The organism is Rhodococcus sp. RCBS9, from assembly GCF_029457415.1.
Lineage (GTDB): Bacteria > Actinomycetota > Actinomycetes > Mycobacteriales > Mycobacteriaceae > Rhodococcus_F > Rhodococcus_F qingshengii.
This window is the reverse complement of sequence record NZ_CP120422.1, coordinates 5548172-5569937: the sequence shown is the minus strand read 5'-3', so window position 1 is coordinate 5569937 and position 21766 is coordinate 5548172. Positions and strand designations below refer to the sequence as shown.

Annotated in this window: 20 protein-coding genes and 6 tRNA genes; 14 read left to right on the top strand and 12 right to left on the bottom strand. The window is 63.5% G+C overall.

Going from position 1 to position 21766, the window contains the following annotated elements; translation table 11 throughout:
* Positions 1 to 12: 12 nt before the first annotated feature.
* Together P0M12_RS26210 and P0M12_RS26205 are read right to left on the bottom strand one after the other, a co-directional pair.
* The gene (locus P0M12_RS26210) at positions 13 to 465 is read right to left on the bottom strand and encodes a TIGR02611 family protein (RefSeq protein ID WP_030536868.1); all 453 of its coding nucleotides are present in this window, start codon (positions 463 to 465) and stop codon (positions 13 to 15) included.
* 171 nt (positions 466 to 636) lie between these two features.
* A tRNA-Val gene (locus tag P0M12_RS26205) sits at positions 637 to 708 on the bottom strand.
* A gap of 293 nt (positions 709 to 1001) precedes the next feature.
* On the opposite strand from P0M12_RS26205, the gene P0M12_RS26200 reads away from it, so the two are divergent.
* From P0M12_RS26200 to P0M12_RS26180, 5 genes are all read left to right on the top strand, one after another.
* A tRNA-Gly gene (locus tag P0M12_RS26200) sits at positions 1002 to 1074 on the top strand.
* A 25-nt stretch (positions 1075 to 1099) separates the two neighbouring features.
* Positions 1100 to 1170, top strand: a tRNA-Cys gene (locus P0M12_RS26195).
* Between the two features lies 1 nt (position 1171).
* Positions 1172 to 1246, top strand: a tRNA-Val gene (locus P0M12_RS26190).
* Between the two features lie 92 nt (positions 1247 to 1338).
* Positions 1339 to 1414: transfer RNA gene (locus P0M12_RS26185), tRNA-Gly, on the top strand.
* 16 nt (positions 1415 to 1430) lie between these two features.
* Positions 1431 to 1505, top strand: a tRNA-Val gene (locus P0M12_RS26180).
* 146 nt (positions 1506 to 1651) lie between these two features.
* Here the strand turns inward: P0M12_RS26180 and P0M12_RS26175 are convergent.
* Both P0M12_RS26175 and P0M12_RS26170 read right to left on the bottom strand, forming a co-directional pair.
* A complete protein-coding gene (locus tag P0M12_RS26175) occupies positions 1652 to 2128 on the bottom strand; it encodes an alpha-isopropylmalate synthase regulatory domain-containing protein (RefSeq protein WP_003942597.1) in 477 nt (158 codons plus the stop codon).
* A 174-nt stretch (positions 2129 to 2302) separates the two neighbouring features.
* Positions 2303 to 3688 carry a GH1 family beta-glucosidase gene (locus P0M12_RS26170; RefSeq protein ID WP_003942640.1) on the bottom strand — a complete coding sequence of 462 codons (1386 nt, stop codon included), beginning with the start codon at positions 3686 to 3688 and terminating at the stop codon, positions 2303 to 2305.
* A 116-nt stretch (positions 3689 to 3804) separates the two neighbouring features.
* Here P0M12_RS26170 and P0M12_RS26165 point away from each other — a divergent pair, with 116 nt between their 5' ends.
* Together P0M12_RS26165 and P0M12_RS26160 are read left to right on the top strand one after the other, a co-directional pair.
* Entirely contained in the window at positions 3805 to 5001 is a 1197-nt protein-coding gene (locus P0M12_RS26165; RefSeq protein WP_007732911.1) for an MFS transporter, read from the top strand.
* Positions 5002 to 5068: 67 nt separating this feature from the next.
* On the top strand, positions 5069 to 5602 hold the full coding sequence (locus tag P0M12_RS26160; RefSeq protein WP_003942603.1) for a GNAT family N-acetyltransferase: 534 nt from the start codon (positions 5069 to 5071) through the stop codon (positions 5600 to 5602).
* A 12-nt stretch (positions 5603 to 5614) separates the two neighbouring features.
* Here the strand turns inward: P0M12_RS26160 and zapE are convergent, their stop codons facing one another.
* Entirely contained in the window at positions 5615 to 6631 is a 1017-nt protein-coding gene (zapE, locus tag P0M12_RS26155; protein ID WP_116056779.1) for a cell division protein ZapE, read from the bottom strand.
* A gap of 43 nt (positions 6632 to 6674) precedes the next feature.
* Here zapE and P0M12_RS26150 point away from each other — a divergent pair, with 43 nt between their 5' ends.
* Genes P0M12_RS26150 through msrB form a run of 4 tightly spaced genes read left to right on the top strand, consistent with a single transcriptional unit; the run spans position 6675 to position 10782 of the window.
* The gene (locus P0M12_RS26150) at positions 6675 to 7424 is read left to right on the top strand and encodes a pyrimidine reductase family protein (protein ID WP_042919913.1); all 750 of its coding nucleotides are present in this window, start codon (positions 6675 to 6677) and stop codon (positions 7422 to 7424) included.
* A 19-nt stretch (positions 7425 to 7443) separates the two neighbouring features.
* Positions 7444 to 8997 (top strand): alpha/beta hydrolase, encoded by a 1554-nt coding sequence (locus P0M12_RS26145; RefSeq protein WP_209923004.1) that lies wholly within the window; start codon positions 7444 to 7446, stop codon positions 8995 to 8997.
* Between the two features lie 60 nt (positions 8998 to 9057).
* The gene (locus P0M12_RS26140; RefSeq protein WP_277377063.1) at positions 9058 to 10341 is read left to right on the top strand and encodes a glycosyltransferase family 87 protein; all 1284 of its coding nucleotides are present in this window, start codon (positions 9058 to 9060) and stop codon (positions 10339 to 10341) included.
* Positions 10342 to 10350: 9 nt separating this feature from the next.
* Positions 10351 to 10782, top strand: coding sequence for a peptide-methionine (R)-S-oxide reductase MsrB (gene msrB / locus P0M12_RS26135; protein ID WP_003942631.1), 432 nt, complete (start codon positions 10351 to 10353; stop codon positions 10780 to 10782).
* A gap of 54 nt (positions 10783 to 10836) precedes the next feature.
* Here msrB and P0M12_RS26130 read toward each other — a convergent pair whose 3' ends face one another.
* The 7 genes from P0M12_RS26130 to hemE form a co-directional block, all read right to left on the bottom strand.
* Positions 10837 to 11757, bottom strand: coding sequence for a hypothetical protein (locus tag P0M12_RS26130; RefSeq protein ID WP_003942627.1), 921 nt, complete (start codon positions 11755 to 11757; stop codon positions 10837 to 10839).
* The gene (locus P0M12_RS26125) at positions 11757 to 12068 is read right to left on the bottom strand and encodes a hypothetical protein (RefSeq protein ID WP_003942588.1); all 312 of its coding nucleotides are present in this window, start codon (positions 12066 to 12068) and stop codon (positions 11757 to 11759) included. The genes P0M12_RS26130 and P0M12_RS26125 overlap by 1 nt, the downstream gene beginning before the upstream one ends.
* Complete coding sequence (locus P0M12_RS26120) at positions 12061 to 12534, bottom strand: YbaB/EbfC family nucleoid-associated protein (protein WP_223304570.1); 474 nt, start codon at positions 12532 to 12534, stop codon at positions 12061 to 12063. Before P0M12_RS26120 ends, P0M12_RS26125 begins: the two co-directional genes overlap by 8 nt.
* An 82-nt stretch (positions 12535 to 12616) precedes the next feature.
* Positions 12617 to 14893, bottom strand: coding sequence for a molybdopterin guanine dinucleotide-containing S/N-oxide reductase (locus P0M12_RS26115; protein WP_064112891.1), 2277 nt, complete (start codon positions 14891 to 14893; stop codon positions 12617 to 12619).
* A gap of 54 nt (positions 14894 to 14947) precedes the next feature.
* Positions 14948 to 15643: a hydrogen peroxide-dependent heme synthase gene (gene hemQ / locus P0M12_RS26110; RefSeq protein ID WP_003942644.1), complete on the bottom strand. Its 696-nt coding sequence runs from the start codon at positions 15641 to 15643 to the stop codon at positions 14948 to 14950.
* A gap of 4 nt (positions 15644 to 15647) precedes the next feature.
* Positions 15648 to 17009, bottom strand: a complete 1362-nt coding sequence (locus P0M12_RS26105) for a protoporphyrinogen oxidase (protein ID WP_277377061.1) — start codon at positions 17007 to 17009, stop codon at positions 15648 to 15650.
* Positions 17006 to 18073 (bottom strand): uroporphyrinogen decarboxylase, encoded by a 1068-nt coding sequence (gene hemE / locus P0M12_RS26100; protein WP_172827084.1) that lies wholly within the window; start codon positions 18071 to 18073, stop codon positions 17006 to 17008. The genes P0M12_RS26105 and hemE overlap by 4 nt, the downstream gene beginning before the upstream one ends.
* 198 nt (positions 18074 to 18271) lie before the next feature.
* On the opposite strand from hemE, the gene P0M12_RS26095 reads away from it, so the two are divergent.
* The 3 genes from P0M12_RS26095 to P0M12_RS26085 are packed head-to-tail and all read left to right on the top strand — an operon-like array spanning position 18272 to position 21630.
* Positions 18272 to 18862, top strand: coding sequence for a DUF3000 domain-containing protein (locus tag P0M12_RS26095; RefSeq protein WP_003942604.1), 591 nt, complete (start codon positions 18272 to 18274; stop codon positions 18860 to 18862).
* A gap of 60 nt (positions 18863 to 18922) precedes the next feature.
* A complete protein-coding gene (locus P0M12_RS26090; RefSeq protein WP_003942594.1) occupies positions 18923 to 20329 on the top strand; it encodes a wax ester/triacylglycerol synthase family O-acyltransferase in 1407 nt (468 codons plus the stop codon).
* Positions 20330 to 20340: 11 nt separating this feature from the next.
* Complete coding sequence (locus P0M12_RS26085; RefSeq protein ID WP_230359829.1) at positions 20341 to 21630, top strand: ribonuclease D; 1290 nt, start codon at positions 20341 to 20343, stop codon at positions 21628 to 21630.
* Positions 21631 to 21766 lie beyond the last annotated feature (136 nt).

Here is a 21766-nt window from a genome sequence, read left to right as displayed (position 1 = left end):
GCCGCGTTCAACTCACAGCGGCGACTCGAGCCACGAGTAGTCCAGGCCCACCCATGTCCCGATCAGGCCGAAAGTGCCGAGCACCCACAAAGTCGCCAAGACGATCACTGTGGTGAACAGAACGCCCAACCCTTTGACGAACAGCGACTGCTTGCCGAACCATTCCATGAACCGGTCGTATCGAGCCTTCGCGAAATGAAGGAGTCGATGTGCCCACGCGAACTCCGACGCCAGGATGCCGAGGCCGGCGAAAACGATGAGCCAACCGGGCCCGGGGTACGGAATAGCCACGATGCCGGCGGCGAACACGATCGTGCCCACGACTCCGACGCCGATGCGGTACGCAAGATTGAGGGTGGGCCGCGCGGCGATTCCCGCGCGCCACCGCTCCCAGCGGGACTCTGCGTCCTGGAAGACGGACAGGTCTGAATCGTCGACGGAAGAATCGACCTTTTCGGTACTCAAAGCAGTCACCTTTTCGGTCGCGAAATGTCTCTTCGACCAGGCTACCGAAATCATCGCCCGGCGACCTGCGACGACGGTCTGCATCCCGAAATAACCGTGCCCTCGAACAGCTGTGCTCTCAAACGACTGAAGGCGTCCCCGATGATCGGGAACGCCTTCAGTGTTTTTCTGTGGTCCCGGCTGGGATCGAACCAGCGACCTTCCGCGTGTGAAGCGGACGCTCTCCCACTGAGCCACGGGACCGTAAGTCGTACGAACGCATGCGCTCGAACGAGTTGGAACATTAACACGGCTGCGCGATGAATACGAATCACCAGGTTGGCATTCGTTTTGCTCCAGGCCGCTCCGAAATCTACGAATTCGAACTGATTTCAGACCGTATTCATCGCCAAGACGGACAGTTGCAACGCGCGCGACGGGCCGATTCGACTCCGAACACGCCACTGAGCTGGTGATTTGTGTGTATCCGACACGGTCGGCTAATGTTTCCAACGCACCGAGGAGAGCGAGCAGCTCCCCAAGCAACACGGTGCGATGCGGACGTGGCGCAGCTGGTAGCGCACAACCTTGCCAAGGTTGGGGTCGCGGGTTCGAATCCCGTCGTCCGCTCGAGAGGTGTGACTCAACCTTTTACGGTGGAGTGGCCGAGTGGTGAGGCAACGGCCTGCAAAGCCGTGCACACGGGTTCGATTCCCGTCTCCACCTCGCGCGATTAGCTCAGCGGGAGAGCGCTTCCCTGACACGGAAGAGGTCACTGGTTCAATCCCAGTATCGCGCACCACGTCAGGCCCTAGGGCCTGATGGTCAAGACCTGCTTGCAGGTCTGATAAGTTAGAAAAGTACTGAGTTCCGGTAACGGAGTTCATTGCTCATGCGGACGTGGCGCAGCTGGTAGCGCACAACCTTGCCAAGGTTGGGGTCGCGGGTTCGAATCCCGTCGTCCGCTCCATTTTTCTCCAGAACCCGCGCGATTAGCTCAGCGGGAGAGCGCTTCCCTGACACGGAAGAGGTCACTGGTTCAATCCCAGTATCGCGCACCATTTGAGAATGCAAGAAGCCGGAACCTCAGGGTTCCGGCTTTTTGCGTTCGAGCGCCGAACACACGGGCCGCAGTACTGACGCAAGCCCCCTCGGGAATCCACGTCAGTACTGCGGTTGATGTAGCTGATCAGATTGTTGTAACTGCTCAGTGAGAGAAGCGGTTCGCTGCCGAAGTCATCGCGCGCAGCGAGGACTCCGTCGACGACTCCGCAATACCCATCGCCCAGCTCCGACGGCCGTCGCACTCGGTGAAGATGAACGTCGCAGTGCGGTGGCCGATCTGGTGCTGATGGAAAGACAGGATCTCGAGCGAGATTCCCGCGTCGTGCAGCATCGACGTCATGGCCGAGATCGCGCCGGTCGAGGTGGCGGACGCTTTCTGGATACGCTCCCCCAGACCGAGAGTCGCTTCGAAGGTCCAACGACCCGGCGCAATCTTCTCGGAGGACCACGCACCCAGACGGATCGGGCCGCTCATAGCCGCATACGTGGACTCGAACTCGGTCCACGACATCGCTGAGCATTCGGCACGCAAGCCGGCGGGCAGAGATTTGCCGTGACGCGCCGCGAAGGGATCAGCAGCAGAAGAAGAATCAGAAGCGAAAGCGAAGTTGTAAGTCATGATCGTGGTCTTCCTGGAATGAAGTGGAGGACCAACTGGTAGCAAGACGACCCGCAGCGAGGGGTCGGTCCGATTCAGACCCCGCTACGGCGGCTTACTACGAGAATTCGCTTCATGAGAGACGAGGCTAGGCGGCCCGGTTCGAGAATGCAACCCAGACCGCCTCCGCACAGGTCAGACCTGAGCCGCTTTGTGCTCGGCGATGAGGGCGCGATACCACTCGAACGAGGTCTTCGGAGTGCGCTTCTGGGTGTCGAAATCGACGTGCACCAGGCCGAATCGCTCCTTGTATCCCGCAGCCCATTCGAAGTTGTCGAGAAGTGACCACACAAAATAACCGCGGACGTCGACACCGTCGTCCATTGCCGATCGGAGGGCGCGAAGGTGCGCATCGTGGTAGTCGATTCGTGCTTCGTCGTCGACGACGCCTGCGGCATCCGGGGCGTCGTGGAATGAACATCCGCTTTCGGTGATGTAGATCGGCGGCAGTGCGTCACCGAAGCGGGCGTGGAACGTCCGCAAGATCTCGCCCAGCCCCTCGGGAACGATCGGCCAACCGAAATCGGTTGTGGGATAACCGGTAATCGCGACAGGGGCAAAGGGCAGGCCCGGGGGCAGGTCGACTTCGAGCACACCTTCGGTCCCCTGGCCTTCCACCGGAGCAGCAATCATCGTCGGCTCGTAGTAGTTGATCCCGTACCAGTCGAGCGGCGCCCCGATGATTTTCAAGTCCTCGTCGACAGGACCGCTGAGCAGCTGAGCGAATTCGTCGGCCGGGTACTTCCCGACCAGAACCGGGTCGGCGAACATCCAATTGACGACGTGGTCGTAGATGTCGGCAGCCATCACGTCTTCCGGCGAATCCGAAGCGGCACGCACCGGAGCATGGTTCGAGGCGATTCCGATGTTCGTGCATCCGGTTGCCCGAAGCGCTTCGACAGCGAGGCCATGCCCGAGCAGCTGGTGATGTGCGGCTTGGAAAGCCTCGAACCCCAAGGCCAGTCCGGGGGCGTGAACTCCGAGGGCATGCCCGTAAAGCGTGTGCACAACTGGTTCGTTGAGCGGCATCCACATTCCGACCCGATCCGACAGCCGCTCGCCGACGACCTGCGCATACTCCCCCAGCCGATACGAGGTGTCGCGGTTCATCCAGCCGCCCTGCTCCTGCAAGGCAAGGGGCAGATCCCAGTGAAAGAGCGTGACAGCGGCAGTAATTCCCGCCGAACACAGTCGGTCGATCAGGCGGTCGTAGAAGTCGAGCCCCTTCGCATTCACTGCCCCCGATCCGGTGGGCAGAATGCGCGACCACGACAGAGACAGCCGATAAGCGTCGAGCCCGAGCTGATTCATCAGCTCGATGTCCGACTCCCAGCGGTGATAATGATCGGCAGCGACCGTCCCGGTGTCGCCCCCGACGACAACACCGGGACGGTCACAGAACTCGTCCCAGATCGACGGTCCGCGACCGTCTTCGGCCACAGCTCCTTCGATTTGATAGGCCGCAGTGGCGGTTCCCCAGACGAAGGAAGTCGGAAATTCTGGTGTCGGCTGCCGAGTCATGTCGGTCAGTTAATCAAAGAACCGTGCAAAACACGCAGCTTTGTTGGACACTCGACCAGTATCAAGATCCAGTACCGTTCGGCCTAACCGAACGAACGAGACAAAGGCCCTGCTTGATGACGGATAACACCCGCACCCTGACGAGGGCTCGGATCGCCACTTCGGTGGCCTTCGGACTTCAAGGATTTCTGCTCGCCGCCATTCTGACGCAGCTGCCGCAGTACAAGGACTTGTTCGAGCTGAGCGAGACACTGGTTGTGGTTGCGGTTGTCACCGTGTCCGTCATCGCCGGGCTCGGCAGCGTGCTCGCCGAGATGCTGGCCGTGAGAACGTCGAGCAAGATGACCCTGCGAACTGGGCTCGCCGTCATCGCAGTCTTCGGCGGGGCAACCGGAATTGCGCCCAACGCAGCGATGTTCTTCGTCTTCCTGGCGATCTACGGCATCGGACTCGGCATGGTCGACGCGGCCGCCAACATGCAGGCAGTCTCGATCCAACACGCCAAGGGCCGCTTCATCCTCTCCTCGTTCCATGCTTCCTGGAGCGTCGGAGCGATTGTCGGCGCCCTGTTCATCTCTGCTACCGCAGGCCTCGACATTTCGATCCGCGTCACGCAGGTGATCGCTGGAGTTGTTGTCGGACTGATGCTTCTGGCCTTCGGCCCGCAACTGCTCGATCGGTCCGAGTCTCCGGTTGCCGAGGCAAACATCACGAGCACCGCGAAATTCGCGGTACCCACCCGCGCCTTCGTCCTCCTCGGCGTCGCGATGGCATTGTTCTACGCGGTCGACTTCAGCGTCGGAAACTGGTCGACTCTGTACGTCAAGGACGAACTGCTCGCCGACGCCGGGACCGCTGCCCTTTCCGTGGCGGCGTATCAGATCGCGGCACTTGTCGCACGACTGACCGGGGACTACTGGGTCGGGAAATTCGGTGAGACCACCGTCGTGCGGATCGGCTCTCTCATCGGCGTAGTCGGTATGACAGTTGTCGTCCTCGCGCAATCTCCCGCCGTTGCCATCGCCGGGTTCCTCATCGTCGGGCTCGGGGTACCGGTGATCGCTCCGATCTGCTTCAGCGCTGCCGGCAGGATGGCTCCCCCGGATCAGGTCGATGCGGTGATCGCACGCATCAACCTCTTCAACTACGTCGGCACAGTCGTCGGCGGCGGCATCGTCGGCGCGGTCGCTGCCTTCAGTGACCTTCGAATCGGGTTCCTGATTCCGCTGGCGTTCTGCGCGATCTTGATAGTTCTTGCTCCCGCGTTCGCACCGAAACGAGCCACAACTCCGGTCGCCGAGAACGCCGCTTGAGCATTGCGCCCGAGGAAAGTGGTGTACTTGATCGACCGAATTGTGTGCGCGAGAGGCAGAAACTGACGTGACGATCACCGTTGACCGGGCCGGGATCTGGGATTCCGAAGCAATCGCCGACGTGGCAGCGGTGACATTTCCACTGGCGTGTCCGCCGGACGCGTCGGACGACGACATCAGTGCCTTCATCGACAACGTTCTCTCCGTCGACAAGTTCTCCGAGTACCTGACCGATCCGACGCGAACCGTTCTCAAGGTCATTCGCGACGGTTCGATCGTCGGCTACGCGATGCTTGTCGACGACGAGCCCGCCGACCCGGACGTCAAAGCTGCTGTGACACTTCGCCCGACAACAGAACTGAGCAAGTTGTACGTGCTTCCGGGTAACCACGGAACCGGCGCGGCAGCATCCTTGATGGACGCGGTTGTCGACCACGCACGACGCAGTGGAAGTGCCGGGATCTGGCTGGGCGTCAATCAGGAGAACCTGCGCGCCCAGAAGTTCTACGCAAAGCACGGTTTCACACAGGTCGGCACGAAGACTTTCCTCGTGGGCGCACAACTCCACCACGATTTCGTGATGGAGCGCCCCGTCAGCTGACAGGCGTGCAGACTAGCCGGCCGCGACCTCGAAACGAGAAAGTGCGAGCAGGCGCGAGGTCGCGCGCAAGTACTTCTTCTTGTACCCACCGGCGAGCATCTCGGGGGTGAAGATCTCGTCGAGGCGTGCGCCGGAAACGGTGACCGGGATGCTCGCGTCGTACAGGCGGTCGGCGAGAACCACGATGCGCAGTGCAACGGACTGATCCGTTGCCGGGTGGACACCGTCGATGAACACGGCCTTCACACCCTCGACCAGCTTGTTGTACCGCGACGGGTGCAGGGTGCTGAGGTGCTTGCACAGCTCGTCGAAGTTGTCGAGCGTGGCGCCGTCGATGGCGTCGGCCCGAGAGACCAACTCCTCCGAGGAGACGGGCTCGGGTGCGGGCGGGAGATCGCGGTGACGGTAGTCGGGGCCGTCGACGCGAATCGTCTCGAAGATCGAGCCGAGCTTCTTGATCTCGCGCAGGAAGTCCTGGGCGGCGAAGCGACCCTCCCCGAGCTGGCCGGGAAGCGTGTTCGACGTCGCGACGATGGACACGCCGCGCGCGGAAAGCTCCGAGAGGAGGCGGGATACGAGCATGGTGTCGCCCGGATCGTCGAGCTCGAACTCGTCGATGCAGAGAACGCTGTGGTCGGCGAGCGCTTCGACCGCCTTGTTGAAGCCGAGAGCGCCGACGACGTGTGTCAGCTCGACGAAGGTTCCGAAAGCCTTCGGCGACGGAACGCTGTGGAAGATCGACGCCAGCAAGTGAGTCTTACCGACACCGAACCCGCCGTCGAGGTACAGGCCGGCGCCGGTCGCCTGGGTCTTCTTGCCGAACAGTCCGCGGCGTCCACCACTACGGATCTTGGTGACGCGCTTGGAGAATTCCTCGGCCTTGGCGACAGCAGCTGCCTGGCTCGGTTCCTTCGGATCAGGAATGTAGGACGCAAAACTCACCTCGTCGAACATTGCGGGAGGCACCATTTGAGCTACCAGTTGATCGGCGGGTACCACCGGGCTGCGATCGACAAGACGTTCATGCATCCGTCAAGGGTATCTACGTGATGTGATCTCTCATGTGCACCGTATGGATATTGCGACCTACTTCACACCAGGCCACGACGACGAACTCCGCGGCTTGTACGCCTATCCGGAGAACCTCTCGCAACCCTGGATGCGCGTGAACTTCGTTTCCAGCATCGACGGGTGCGTCGCCGTCGACGGAGTGAGCGGTGGACTGGGCACACCGGCAGACAAGTCGGTATTCGGGATCTTGCGCGAACTTTGTGACGTCGTCGTGGTCGGCGCAGGCACAGCGCGAGCCGAGAACTACGGGGGTGTGCAGGTCTCGGACGAAGCCCGGGCGCGTCGCACTGCCGACGGCCTCGCTCCGGTCCCACCGATCCTCGTCGTCTCGGCGCACGCGTCGATCGACCCCGAAAGCCGACTCCTTCGCGATACCGAAGTTCCACCGATCCTTGTTGTCGGTCGCGACGCGGACTCCGCGGCAATTTCGGCGCTGAGATCTGCCGGAGCGCAGGTGGAGGTGACGGACTCACCGAACGTCACCAGCGGCGACATCGACAGGGCCTTGTCGGCTCGCAAGCTCCGTCGCGTGCTGTGCGAGGGCGGACCATCACTTTTCGGGCAGTTGATCGAGGACAATGCCGTCGACGAACTCTGCATCACCACGTCACCTCAACTGGTGGGGAGCAAAGTCGGCCGAATCTCCCTCTCCCCCAACGCAATGCCCACAGCCATGCGTCCCGCGCACATTCTCGGTGATACGGACGGCACGATCCTCACTCGATGGGTTCGTCAGCAGCCACGTCGGTGAACCTGGCACTCTGGTCGGCATGCGCAGAGTTGCTTTGATGGCCGTCGTCCTCGCGACGTGTTGTGCGTGCGGCGCCGGTCCGTCGCTTCGGCCCGCCGTCGCGGTCGAAGGCCGCACCGACGGCAGCCCTGCCCAGAGCGAGGGACCGTCGCCCGATGCGCCGCCGGTTGACCCTGGCGTCCCGACCGATGACATACCGTGGCGAGACTGCACCGGCACGTCACTCGCCGACCAGGCTCTCGCGGCGTCGAGCGCCGGCGTCATTCTCGAATGCGCGGAATTCAATGCCCCCATCGACGTGACCGGCGCCATCGACGGCAACTTCACTGCCGGCTTGACCCGCGCTCGGACCTCGTCGACGCCTGCCGACGCGTATCCGATCGTGTTCACATCGGGCACCGATCGTTCGTCGGGAAACTCTCTGGCCATGCTCGCCGCATCCGGCTTGAACACGGTTCTCGCCGAACATCCCGTGGTTGCCCTCGATCGACGCGGAATCGACAGGTCCACCGCAATCGACTGCATGACGCCGGAAATTCGGCGTGGCCTTCACGATCTGGGCCAGTTCGACGCGGATTCCACCGGTGACGCCGCCGATGCGGTCGCCGCTCTCGGTCACGACGCCACCATTGCCTGCACCGACTACCTCGACCCTCAAGAACTGAAGTTCGGCGCGGACTCCGCTGCCGAGGACATCGACGCTCTACGTACGCGGTGGGGCGTCGAGACGATCGCTCTGTGGTCGGCAGGGTCCGGCTCGGACATCGCGCTGAGCTACGCGGCAGCCCACCCCGAGAACCTCGCGAGGTTGATCCTCGATTCTCCCGCTCCGGTGGCCACCGACGCTGCCACCGAGGCCGAGAGCCGCGTGCAGGGCGAGGAAGCGGCGTTGACCGCATTCGCTCAGCGATGTGTGGCGTTGGGGTGCTCTCTCGGACCTGATCCGAAGAAAGCGGTCACGGACCTGATGGAGCGCGCTCGGGCCGATGAATTCCAGCCGCTGTCCGCCGCTGCGGTGTCGAACGCGATTTCGGCCAGCCTGTGGACTGCCGGAACCAACCGTGAGCAGGAGACCCGCTCACTGTCCGACGCTCTGTCCGCGCTCGGTACCGGCAACGCTTCGCCGATTCGAGAACGCGCCGCCCGGGCGGAGAACGAGGTGGACGGCGACGGCCAGTTCATCGGACGGTGCACCGACGGCATGCAATGGCCGGGCATCGGGCGTGCGCGCGAGCTTGCGGACACCTGGGGCACCAACTATCCGGTGTTCGGGCGAGAAGCCGCGCTCGGGTTGCTGGCGTGCGCCAGCTGGCCGTCGACCGCCAACTCCCCCCTGCCGAATCAGTTGAAGCCCCCAGTCCTCGTGCTGAGCGGGCAGGGTGACCCGGCCGTCGGGAACTCCGGACTCTCGACCGTCACCGGCGTCGTGACCAATGCAGGATCGCGCTTCGCAACTCTGGACTGGCAAGGTGCGGGTCACCCCGCGGCACAATCCACCTGCGCTCAACAGGCGATGCGCCTCTACCTCAGCGACGCCTCCCTGCCCAGTAACGGAAGCGTGTGCCCGGCCTGACTCGGGCGCTCGTCCACCACGACCGAAAAGGGGTGCATCCCCCGATCACACCCTGCTCCGGTGTACCGTGCCGAAGTGTTCCTTCGACAGCTCGAGCCGCGTACCGGGCGGACAACCCAACAAGTCGTCAACTTCGTTTTGTGGCCGATCGCCGTGATGACAGTGCTCAATCGTGTCATCATCACAGCAGTCAACGGCGCCATCACCGATGACTTCCGACCGGTCTACAACGCCGCGCTGGCGTTCTGGAACGGGCGCGACGTCTACACCGCAGATTTCAACTCCGTAGACCCCCATTACCTGTACCCGCCATCGGGTTCCTTGTTGATGGCCCCCCTGGCGATCCTCGATCCCGAGCGCTCACGGTGGCTGTTCATCGGTGTCAATGCCGTCGCCATTCTCGTGGCTCTCTACCTGCTGTTGCGCTTGTTCGACCTGACGATCAGTTCCATCGCGGCGCCGATTCTGGTGCTCGGCGCGTTCATGTCGGAGACGGTCACCAACACGTTGGTGTTCACCAACATCAACGGCCTCGTCCTGCTCGGCGAAGTTGCCTTCCTCCTGTTGCTGATGCGCAAGAAGGATCTGTGGGCCGGCGCCGCGATCGGTCTCACCATCGCAGTGAAACCCACTCTCGCGCCGCTGCTCCTGCTGCCACTCGTTCGCGGTCAGTGGAAGGTGTTGGTCACCGCCCTGGGCATGCCGTTCATTCTCACGGTCGTGGCATGGCCGCTGGCGTCGGATCCGATGGACTTCGTCCGCCGCACCGTGCCGTACCTGCTCGAATCTCGTGACTACTTCAACAGTTCGATTGTCGGAAACGGCGCTTACTTCGGTCTGCCCGAATGGTTGATCCTGCTCTTGCGCGTCGTGTTGGCCGCTATGGTCGTCGTCTCTCTGTGGCTTCTGTACCGCTACTACCGCAACGACGAACTCTTCTTCCTCACCACCGCGACCGGTGTGATCATGACCGCGTCGTTCCTGCTGCCCTCGCTCGGCCAGATGTACTACTCGATGATGCTGCTCCCGCTCCTGATGTCCGTGGTACTCAAGAACTCGGTCATGCGGAACTGGCCGGCGTGGCTTGCGGTCTACGGCTTCATGACGTTCGACAGCTGGTGGTCGAACCGCTGGCCGACCTTCGGCCGGGCGGCCGAATACACCAAGAGCACCCTCGGCTGGAGCCTTCTGCTGATCGTGATCTTCTGTGTCCTCGGATACCGGTATCTGGTCGCGCGTCGAGAGGGCCGTTTGGATCGGGGAATCGATCCCGCGTACCTCCTCGATCCCCCACTCGATGCCGTCTCACCTGCCCACGAAGCCGAAACGGCGACAAAGCATTAGCGTGGAGGCATGAGTTCTTCACACGATGGCATCGACAGCACACCTGAGGTCACGTACACCGAGAGCGAGTGGCGCGAAAAACTGACGCCGGAGGAGTTCGCCGTCCTGCGCCAAGCCGGCACCGAACGCCCCTTCGTCGGCGAGTACACCGACACCACCACGGAAGGTGTCTACTCCTGCCGGGCCTGCGGAGCCGAACTGTTCCGTAGCACCGAGAAGTTCGAATCGCACTGCGGGTGGCCGTCCTTCTTCGATCCGGCGGATTCGGATGCCGTGATCCTGAAGGAAGACAGCTCACTCGGGATGCGCCGCGTCGAGGTCATCTGCAAGAAGTGCCACAGCCACCTCGGTCACGTCTTCGAGGGTGAGGGGTACCCGACGCCGACCGATCAGCGGTACTGCATCAACTCGATCTCGCTGGTCCTCAAGCCCGCTCAGTAGCCAGGTCGTGGGCTACCCCGTGTCACTGGTAGCCCACGATTCGAGACTTTCCACTCAGAAGTCCCAGTTCAGCGCAGTCGGGCTCAGACCGGCCGCATTCAGGTCCTCGTTGCGAGCGACAAGTCCGTCTTTGACGGAACCGATCCCGCCACCGATCGCGCCGGAAGTGATGTCAGTCAACGAGGCGTCGCCGCCCGTGACTTCCTTCGTCACGATCGCAGCGGACGCTCCCGACACCGCGTCGTCGAAGGCGCCCCGCGCGATCTCCTGCACTCTCGAACCGGTCGGGAGCGGGTTCGGGTCAGGGCCGACACGATCCGGCGTCGTCTTCAACCCTCCGTTCGCAAGTCCCTTGATGAAACCGTCGCGCCCCTCGGTCACGACCTTGCCACCGTCGATCGACTGGCGATGATCCATCGTCATCTGCCCGAGTTGAATGGCGAGGCCGGAGAAGACGGCAGCGGCAGCTTCCACTGCCGCAGCCTCGATCACTCGTATCAACAATTGCTGCAACAACATTCGGACCGTGAGTGTTGTTGCGACCTCAGCCGCCACGACCCCGGCGGTACTGACACCCAGTGTCGGGACAGCAGCCGCCACCATGGCGGCAATCTCGAGCGCCAGTGCGCCCAGCGCCGCGAGGATCGACAGTTTGGTGTACTCGATGTCCGTGCCGGTATCGGTGCATGACTGACCCAGTTCGGCCGCGGCAGAGGACAACCGCTCGAAGACCTCCGCAACTCCCCCGGCCTCGGACCAATACCGAGACAACGAGTCGCCGGCTCGACCGTCGATCGATGCCAGTACTGCCTGCAATCCGTAACCACCGGCAGCGGCCGAAGCCTCGATCCGATCGGCCGCACCTGACCAGGCATCACCCAACCTCCACAGTGCCGTTTCGTCTCCTTGCGGCCAGTCACTGCCCACCGCGACCGACGCAACCGCCTGTAACCAGCCGGGAATCTCGAGTCCCATCAGAGCCCACCCGCCATGTCGTCGGCAAGCGAGGTGTCGATCGATTCGAAACGATCGGTGATCTCGATCAGCGTGGCGGTCAATTCGCGGAGCGCGCCCGCGACCAGTGTCATCCCACCGACTGCTGACTCCGCACCGGGAACATATGCGCCTGAGAATGCGGATCCGAACTGGTCAGTGCCCCAGCAACCCTCTTCGGCGGCGACCACTGCGTCGAGAGCGCTCCGCGCCTCGTCGAGATCGGCAGCGACCACCGCGAAGGCTGGTGCAGCACTTTTCATCGCGGCCACATTCACGCCCAGTTCAGACATTGCCGGAGCTCCTCAGAACGGTGCGGTCCCAGTTCTCGTCGCAGGAAGCCGGTGTGGAGCTCGGACGAGGTTCGAGAATCTCGCGCAATCCGAGCACGCCCGGAACCAGATCCGGCAAGTCGATTCCGGCCGCCTCCGTGAGCGGCTTCGTCATCTCGGCAACCTGTCGGCGTATGTCTTCTGCCGCAGACGCGGCCGTAGCCAGGATCAGATTCCCCAACGCTGCCGGCGAATGCTTGGCGTAAGAACTCCCCGAGAGATCGACTCCCACCACCGCCCCCGAGGCGTCGACGACGATTTCCACGCTGCCGTCACTCGAACGCGCGCTCGCCGTCGCTCGAGCGATCCTCTCCTGCAAGTCCGCCAGCGATCGAGTCCGCTCCAACAGAACGTGCTGCATCGAATCGATCTGAGCCCGAAGTACTTCGACTTGCCCCCGCATCGAACCAACATCCGCTGCACTCACGATGGCCCCCACCTTCGATAGATCGTGACACCTGATTCAGGCGCTCACGAGGTTCGACGCGAGAGGTGGCCGATCGGTTCCGTCAGCGTGAACGAAGCACGGGCGGATCGAATGCCTTGACCGGCGGCAGGGCCCCGTCGAATTTCTCGATCTGCACCAGAACGTGCTGGCCGGTGCACCCGTGCGAGAGTGACGACGTGCCGACGTCCGGTGTCAGAACGTTGGGATTGCCGTGCACACACAGAGAGTCGGGATCGGCAGGATCGAGCGGGTCGTACCAGGCACCGGTGGAAAGTTGGACGACGTCGCTCCGCAAGTCCGAGTCGACGATCACACCAGCAAGGCACGCTCCGCGATCGTTGAACACCCGCACCACGTCTCCTGCCGAGACGCCGCGCGCGGCCGCTGCATCGGGGTGCATACGAATCGGCTCGCGTCCCTGAATCTTCGACGCCTGGCTCGCAGCGCCGTGATCGAGTTGGCTGTGCAGACGCGTCTTGGGCTGATTGGCGATCAAGTGAAGCGGGAATTGCGAGGCTCGCGGTCCACCCAGCCACTCGTCGGGCTCGTACCAGCGCGGATGGCCGGCGCAGTCGTCGTAGCCGAAGGACTCGATGGTCTCGGAGAAGATCTCGATCTTCCCACTCGGAGTCGAGAGCGGATATTTCTCGGGATTCTCACGGAAGTCACCGAAGAGCACGAGGTTGTCTTCGGTTCGCATCCGGTAGTGCCCTTCTGCCCAGAAGTCCTCGAACGTCGGTGTGTTGCCGCCGTCTGCATCGACGAACGGCCGCCATTGACCGTAGAGATGCTCGATCCACTCCTGTGAGGATCGCCCCTCGGTGAACTGTTCCCCGAATCCGAGCGCAGAAGCGAGAGCGGCAAACGTGTCGTAGTCGTCACGCGAGTTCTCGAAAGGTGGAACGACCTGCTGCATCGCGACCAGAAGCGGGTCGTTTCGAGTGCAGCTCAGGTCATTTCGTTCGAGCGAGGTGGTCGACGGGACAACGATGTCGGCGTTGCGGGCCATCGGCGTCCAGTACGGATCGTGAACGACGATCGTGTCCGGACGCGCAAATGCCCGTCGCAGCCTCGGGAGATCCTGATGGTGGTGAAACGGATTGCCACCGGCCCAGTAGACCAACCGGATGTCGGGATAGGTCAAGCGCCGGCCGTCGTAATCGAACTCCTCCCCGGGCGAAAGCAGCAGGTCGGAAATCGCGGCTACCGGAATGAAATCCGACACCGGATTCACACCTTGCGAGAAGGTCGGCAAGGGATACGGCACCGGAGCCAGACCCGGCTCGTTCATCGAACCGTAGCCGTGCCCGAAACCTCCACCCGGAAGCCCGAATTGGCCGAGCATCGCTGCGAGTGTCACGCCCATCCACGGTGCCTGTTCACCGTGTTTGATGCGTTGCAACGACCACGTGACGGTCACCAGCGTCCGGCCAGACGCCATTCTCCGAGCCAGGTCGGTGATGAACTCCGCCGACACACCGGAGATCTTCTGCGCCCAGCGCGGATCCTTCGGTACACCGTCGGAACGTCCGAGCAGGTAGTCCTCGAAGCGTTCGTAACCGACGCAGAAACGGCCCAGGAAATCGCGATCGTGCAGGTCCTCCGACGCCAGGACAAACGCCAGGGCAAGCATGATTGCAACGTCGGTTCCCGGAACGGGTGCGATCCACTCGCAGTCACCCTCGACGTCGTCACGCAACGGACTGAAGGAGACGATCTTTCCGCCGCGGGCACGAAACGCGTCGAGCGCCCCGCGCGTCGGATGATCGCTCGTACCACCGGCATTGACTCCGGTGTTCTTGATCGGCACTCCTCCGAACGAGACGAGGAGATCGGAGTGCTTCGCGATGACGTCCCACGACGTGGAGCGCGCGAACAACTTCCAGTGCGTTCCGACCACACGCGGCATGATGACGCCGGTGGCACCGAGCGAGTAGCTGTGAACTGACTTGGTGTATCCACCCAGCTGATTCAGAAATCGGTGAACTTGGCTCTGCGCGTGATGGAATCGGCCGGCGCTGGCCCAGCCGTACGAGCCGCCGAAGATCGCGTTGTTTCCGTGCGCGTCGACCACGCGACGCAGTTCACGCGAGAGGAGTTCGGTCAGTTCGTCCCAGGAGACCGAGACGAATTCGTCGGCTCCACGTCGGTCGCTGGGACCCGGCCCGTTCTCGAGCCAACCCCGACGCACCGCCGGGCCCGAAACACGAGCCCGACTGCGCACCGAACCGGCGAGGTTCCCGAGCATCGGCGAAGGATTCGCATCACCCTCGTACGGATGCACGGCGGTCACCTCGCCGGCGACCGATTCGGCGGTGAACATTCCCCAATGGGACATGTGTTGACGACGCCGGTTCGGTGCAGTTGTCACAGAAACTACTTTCGAAGCAGATCAGGGAAGGGAAAGGACCAGCTTCTCGATGTCCACGCGCGGGCCGGTGAAGAACGGCACCTCTTCGCGAACGTGCAAGCGAGCTTCGGTGGCACGTAGATCGCGCATCAGATCGACGATACGAATGAGCTCGGGTGCTTCGAACGCGAGAATCCACTCGTAGTCCCCCAGGGCGAAGGCCGGGACCGTGTTGGCGCGAACGTCCTTGTACGAACGAGCAGCCATACCGTGATCGGCGAGCATCTTGCGACGCTCCTCGTCGGGGAGCAGGTACCACTCGTACGAGCGGACGAACGGGTAGACGCAGATGTAGTCGCCCGGATCCTCACCCGCGATGAACGAGGGCACGTGGCTCTTGTTGAACTCCGCGGGGCGGTGCACCGCCGAGTTGCTCCAGATGGGAGCACTGGCCTGTCCGAGGACGGTGGTGCGACGGAAATCCGCGTACGCGGCCTGCAGTTCCTCGATGGTGGCCGCGTGGGTCCAGATCATGAAGTCCGCGTCGGCGCGCAGGCCGGCGACGTCGTAGATCCCGCGAACCACGACGCCCTTGTCTTCGAGACCCTCGAAGAACAAGCGGGCGTCCTTGACCGCAGCTTCCCGATCATCGCCCAGCACACCGGGTTCCACCTGGAACACGGAGAACATGAGGTAACGGATTTCAGAGTTCAGTTTGTCGAAATCAAGGCGTGCCATGGGTCTATCGTGCCACTCGCTCGAATATCCGTGTAGCCGCCGTCGTGCCGACTGCGACACACGCCGGAACCCCGACGCCGTGCAGCCACGACCCGGCCAGGGCGAGGCCGTCGAACTGCGTCATCCCGGACTCGATTTCAGCCACGATTTCCGTGTGACCTGGGGCGTATTGGGGAAGACCTCCGTGCCACCGCTGTACGAAGGTCGCGCCTGGCTCCTCGGTGATTCCGGTCACGGTCTCGAGATCGGCGCGCGCGAAGTCGATCAACTCACCATCCGGCCGGTCGACGATCTCCGATGCACCGAATCGACCGAACGACACCCGAACGAGGTGCTCACCGCGATCAGCGAGGTGTGTCCACTTTCGGCTCGACAGCGTGAACGCCTTGGCGGTCAGGTCGGCGTCGGTGGCTACCAGGATCCCTGAATTCTGCGGAAGTTCGACCTGCCCGGACAACCGGAGCGCCACCACCGCGGACGACGCCAGTTCGATCCGAGCGACGGTACTCGCAACATCCGCATCGACTCCGGCCAACAGCGCCGCCGCGCGCGGCGCCGGGACGGCCAGAATCACCGCGTCGACGCTTCCGAGCGGATCGACGTTCCAACCAGCCCCGTCGCTGCGCAACCCAGAAGCCTCGCCACGGACGAAGGTCGCGTCGGCGGCCTGCTGCAGCGCATCGAGCAGGATGCCGTACCCGTCTCTGAGCGCTCCGAACACCGGCCCCGGTGCAGGCGTCGGCAATGCGGCTGCGACTGCATCCGTGAGGCTCCGAGCGCCCGCATCGAGGGCCGCAGCGAGTGTCGGCAAAGCTGCACGCACGCCGATGGTCTCCGCCAGCCCCGAGTACACCCCACCGAGAAGCGGATCCACCGATCGGCTGACCACCTGATCACCGAATCGCTGCGAAACCAGTTCGGCAACACTGCAATCGGAACCGCGGGTCCACTCCAGCGGGACGCCGGCCTCGGCCGCTATGCGCGCCAGGGTCTGCTCGTCGACAAGATCTCGAACCGACTCCGCCGAAGCCGGGATTCCCATCAGGGTTCCGGTCGGCAACCGATTCAGTGAGCCCTGAGACCAGATCAACGGACTCAGGCCCGCGGGATAGACGATCTGATCGGTCAGTCCCAGCTCGGCGAGAAGCGCAGGAACTTCCGGCCGACGGGCGATGAAAGCCTCGGCACCGATGTCGATCGGGCCACCGCCCAGATCAATCGTTCGCAGCTTCCCGCCCAGCCGCGGTGAGTCGTCGACGATCGTGATGTCCGCTTCGGAGCCCAGACTGCGCCGAAGCCGGTACGCGGCAACCAGACCGGAGATTCCTCCTCCGATCACCGCGACCGATGGCCGATTGGTCGTCACAGCGAGTGCACCAGCTCCACCGCCGCGGTGATCGCCGTGGGATCGGTGTCGGGAAGAACTCCGTGGCCGAGGTTGAAGATGTGGCCGATGGCACCGGCCTCGATCGCGCGGTCCCCTTCGGCGGCGATCCGGCGCACCTCACGATCGATCACCTCGGGGCCCGCGAACAGTACGGCGGGATCGAGGTTGCCCTGCAGCGCCTTACCCGGACCGACACGACCAGCCGCGACGTCGAGCGGAATCCGCCAGTCGACACCCACGACGTCGGCGCCTGCCTCCCCCATCGCGCCGAGAAGTTCACCGGTGCCGACACCGAAGTGGATACGCGGGACGCCGGCAGCGGCAACCTCGGCGAACACTCGCTCGGAATGCGGCAGGACAAATTCCCGATAATCGGCCAGCGAGAGCGCGCCGGCCCACGAGTCGAACAGCTGGACCGCGTCGACGCCCGCCTTGAGCTGCGCCTGCAGGAAGCAGATCGTGGTGTCGGCCAAACTTCCGAGCAACGCGTGCCAGGTCTTCGGATCGGAGTGCATGAGCGCTTTGGTCTTCTCGTGGTTCCGGCTCGGACCACCTTCGACCAGATACGACGCCAGAGTGAACGGCGCTCCGGCAAAGCCGATCAGCGGCGTGGAGCCCAACTCGGTGGTGAGAAGCCGAACGGCCTGCGCGATTGCGCCTACCTCTTCGGGAACCAGTCGCGGGAGTGCTGCAACGTCGGCGATGGAGCGAATCGGATTGGCGACCACCGGTCCGACGCCGGCAACGATGTCGAGATCAATTCCCGCGGCTTTGAGTGGAACGACGATGTCCGAGAACAGGATTGCCGCGTCCACGTCGTGACGGCGCACCGGCTGCATCGTGATCTCACAGACCAGCGCCGGATCGAAACAAGATTCCAACATGCCGATCCCGGCGCGGATCTCGCGGTACTCCGGCAACGAACGCCCGGCCTGACGCATGAACCACACCGGCCGTCGACTCGGAGTGCGTCCGGTCGCCGCGGCAAGCAACGGTGCGTCGGGCAAGACTCGCCGAGCGCTGTATTCCGCCGACCCGGTAATGCCTGAATTCATGTTGTCCAACCCGCTCATCAGTCCTCGCGCTCTCCGCCAACGTGTGTCTTCGATCGACTCAATGCTGCCACGTCCCACACTCGGGATCGGACACCCGAGCGGTTCGTGAGCGGCCACACACCCGAGCCACACTCGGTCGGCGCGCCTCCACCTCCCCGCCCGCATCCCCGACTAACGTCCTGACCTGTGACGACATCCGGATCGACAGCCGACCCGGCCGAGTTCCGTGCCGCCGTGGAGGCGATGACCGCTGCGCGGGTTCGGCCCGAGATAGAGGTCGGTCCCATCCGCCCGCCGCAGCGCCTCGCTCCGTACAGCCACGCGGTGGGGGCCGAGGTTCTCCACCCGGACTCCGACGTCGTGGCCGAGCAGTCCGAAGGTGACGCTTTCGGCCGCCTGATCCTGTTGTTCGATCCGGACGGCGACGAGGCGTGGAACGGCACCATGCGGTTGGTGGCGTACATCCAGGCCGATCTCGACGAAGCCGTCGCCGCGGATCCACTACTTCCCGAAGTAGCCTGGAGTTGGCTGGTGGACGCTTTGGAGGCCGGACCGGAACCTTTTGTGGCCCTGGGCGGTACGGTCACAGCTACAACTTCCGTGCGGTACGGCGACATCGCCGGGCCTCCGCGAGCCCATCAACTGGAGTTGCGAGCGTCCTGGACTGCAACTTCGTCCGAATTGGCTCACCACGTCGAGGCTTTCTGCGAGGTTCTCGCGTACGCGGCGGGGCTTCCGCCTGCCGGGATAACCACGCTGTCGCGGCAGAACGACTGACTCTGTCACTCGTTTGAGCATTCCCCCGGAAAAATACTAGAACCTGTTCTAGAATGAGTCATGCAACGTCTCAGCGGACTCGACGCGACCTTCCTCTACTTGGAAACACCGACCCAGCTATTGCACGTTTGTGGACTTGTCCTGCTCGACCCCACGACCATCCCGGGCGGCTACGACTACCGGAAGCTGCTTCGCGAGTTGGACTCGCGAATGGCCACCATGCCGACCTTCCGGCGCAAACTCAAAGATTCCCGTCTCAATCTCGACTACCCCGTGTGGGTCGACGATCACGATTTCGACATCGAGCGGCACTGCCATCGGACCGCGGTACCTGCTCCCGGCACACACGCGGAACTGGCAGAGCTCGCCGGACACATCGCGAGCCAACCGCTGGATCGTTCCCGACCGCTGTGGGAGATGTGGGTCATCGAGGGACTTGCCGACGGACAGATCGCCGTCATGTCGAAGATCCATCACAGCGCTGCCGACGGTGTCACCGGCGCGAACATCCTGGCTCAGCTGTGCAGTCTCGAACCGGATTCACCGGCGCTCGTGGATCCCACAGCACAGGGTGCGGGCGACGCGGGAACGCTGGACATCGCGATCGGCGGACTCATGGCCGTCATCGCCCGGCCCGCAAGAATTGCCCGTCTGGTCCCGGGCGGAATCGCCATGCTCCCGAAGTGGGTGACGCGTGCGCGAAAGGGTGAAGCGATGCCTGCTCCGTTCACCGCGCCGCGGACCTCGTTCAACGGCGCGATCACCGGTCACCGCAACGTCGCGTTCAGCCAACTCGATCTCGCGAAGGTCAAAGCCGTCAAGGACCGTCACGGCGTCAAGGTCAACGACGTGGTTCTCGCGCTCTGCGCCGGGGCACTGCGTAAGTATCTGGAGGACCGGGACGAACTGCCGGAGGACTCCCTCGTCGCCATGGTGCCGGTGTCGGTCCACGGCAAATCCGATCGTCCGGGCACGAACCAGATCTCGGGCATGTTCACGCAACTCGGCACCCAGATCGCCGATCCGGTCGAACGCCTGCACGCGATCAGCGATTACAACGCCACCTCGAAGAACCACAACGAGGCTCTGGGCGCGAACATGCTCCAGGACTGGTCGCAGTTCGCTTCGCCGGCGGTGTTCGGCGCCGCCATGCGCGTGTACTCGTCGCTCAAACTCGCCGAGCGTCACCCCGTCGTGTCCAACCTGGTCGTGTCGAATGTGCCTGGACCGCCGGTGCCGCTCTACTTCCTCGGTGCCCAGATCAAGGGAATGTTCCCGCTCGGCCCGATCTTTCACGGAGCAGGTCTCAACGTGACTGTGATGTCTCTCGACGGAAAACTCGACGTCGGCATCGTCAGTTGCTCCGATCTGGCCCCCGAATTGGACCAGCTCGCGCAAGGTTTCGGAGCCGCACTCGACGAACTGTTCGACGCTGAGGTGACAACCCCGGCCCCGACTGCGACGTAGAGTCAGTGACCATGTCCGAAGTCACCGATGATGCAACCGAGCCCACCTCCGACGTAGTTCCGCTGCTCGTTCCGCGTGACGGAGTTCCGGACGTCATCACCACTGCCGCCGGTGTCACCGACGCCGCGGCCGCGCTGGCCTCCGGCCACGGCCCGCTCGCCGTGGACGCCGAGCGCGCATCCGGATTCCGCTATTCGGCACGGGCGTACCTGATCCAGCTTCGACGCGAAGGAGCAGGATCGTTCCTGCTCGACCCGATTCCGACAGCGCAAGACCTGCAGCCGTTGGCCGAGGTGATCAACCCGTTGCAATGGGTGCTGCACTCTGCCGATCAGGATCTCCCCGGCCTCGCCGAACTGAGCCTGACGCCGGCCGAGCTGTTCGACACCGAACTGGCCGGACGACTGGCCGGGTTCGAGCGAGTCGGACTCGCCGCGATCGTGGAACGAACCCTGCGAGTGGAACTTCGCAAGGGTCACGGGGCTGCGGACTGGTCGACACGTCCGCTGCCGGACGCCTGGTTGAACTACGCCGCCCTCGACGTCGAAGTGCTTCTCGAACTGCGCGACGCAATGGAAGCCGAACTCGAATCCCAAGGCAAGCTCGAGTGGGCGAAGGAAGAGTTCGAGTACATCCGTCTGGCCGGCCCGCCCAAGCCCAAACCGGACCGCTGGCGTCGTACGTCGCACATCACCTCACTCAAGACCACCCGTCAGTTGGCGGCGGTACGGGCGCTGTGGCAGGCGCGCGAGGATCTCGCACGCAAGCGCGACGTGTCTCCGAGTCGGGTTCTTCCTGACTCCGCGATCATCGATGCCGCTCTCAAAGATCCTCGGTCGTTGGACGCGCTCCGCTCGCTTCCCGTCTTCGGCGGACCACGTCAACGCCGTTATTCGCGTATCTGGATGGATGCACTGGAAGCCGCGCGCAAGCTCCCCGACAGCGAGCTTCCGCCGAAAACCCCGCCCATCGTCGGGCCGCCCGCTGCCGGTCGCTGGGCCCGCCAGGATCCAGCGGCGGCTGATCGGTTGACCGCGGCGCGCGCAGCACTGTCGGACCTGAGCAAAGAGGTTTCGGTGCCCGTGGAGAATCTGCTCCAACCCGACCTGGTCAGGCGCCTGTGCTGGGACTGGAAACTGGAACCCGACTCGGACATCGCCGAAGTCGAGACTGCGATCGAGACCAAGCTCACTTCCGGTGGCGCACGTGGCTGGCAACGCACTTTGACCGTTCCCGTCCTCGCCGAGGCACTGAACTCCGTGGTCCCGGCCGAGCCCGAAGTGGAAGAGCCGGAATCCTGACCTGACCCCGGTGTGAGGTTGGAGCAATTCGGCACGTTAAGTTACCGGTCAGTAATGGGCAGTAGTACGCTCGATACGAGGCCGGACGCCTGGCCGTGATCGCCGAACCAACGTCTCACCGCCCTTCGGTGCGGTG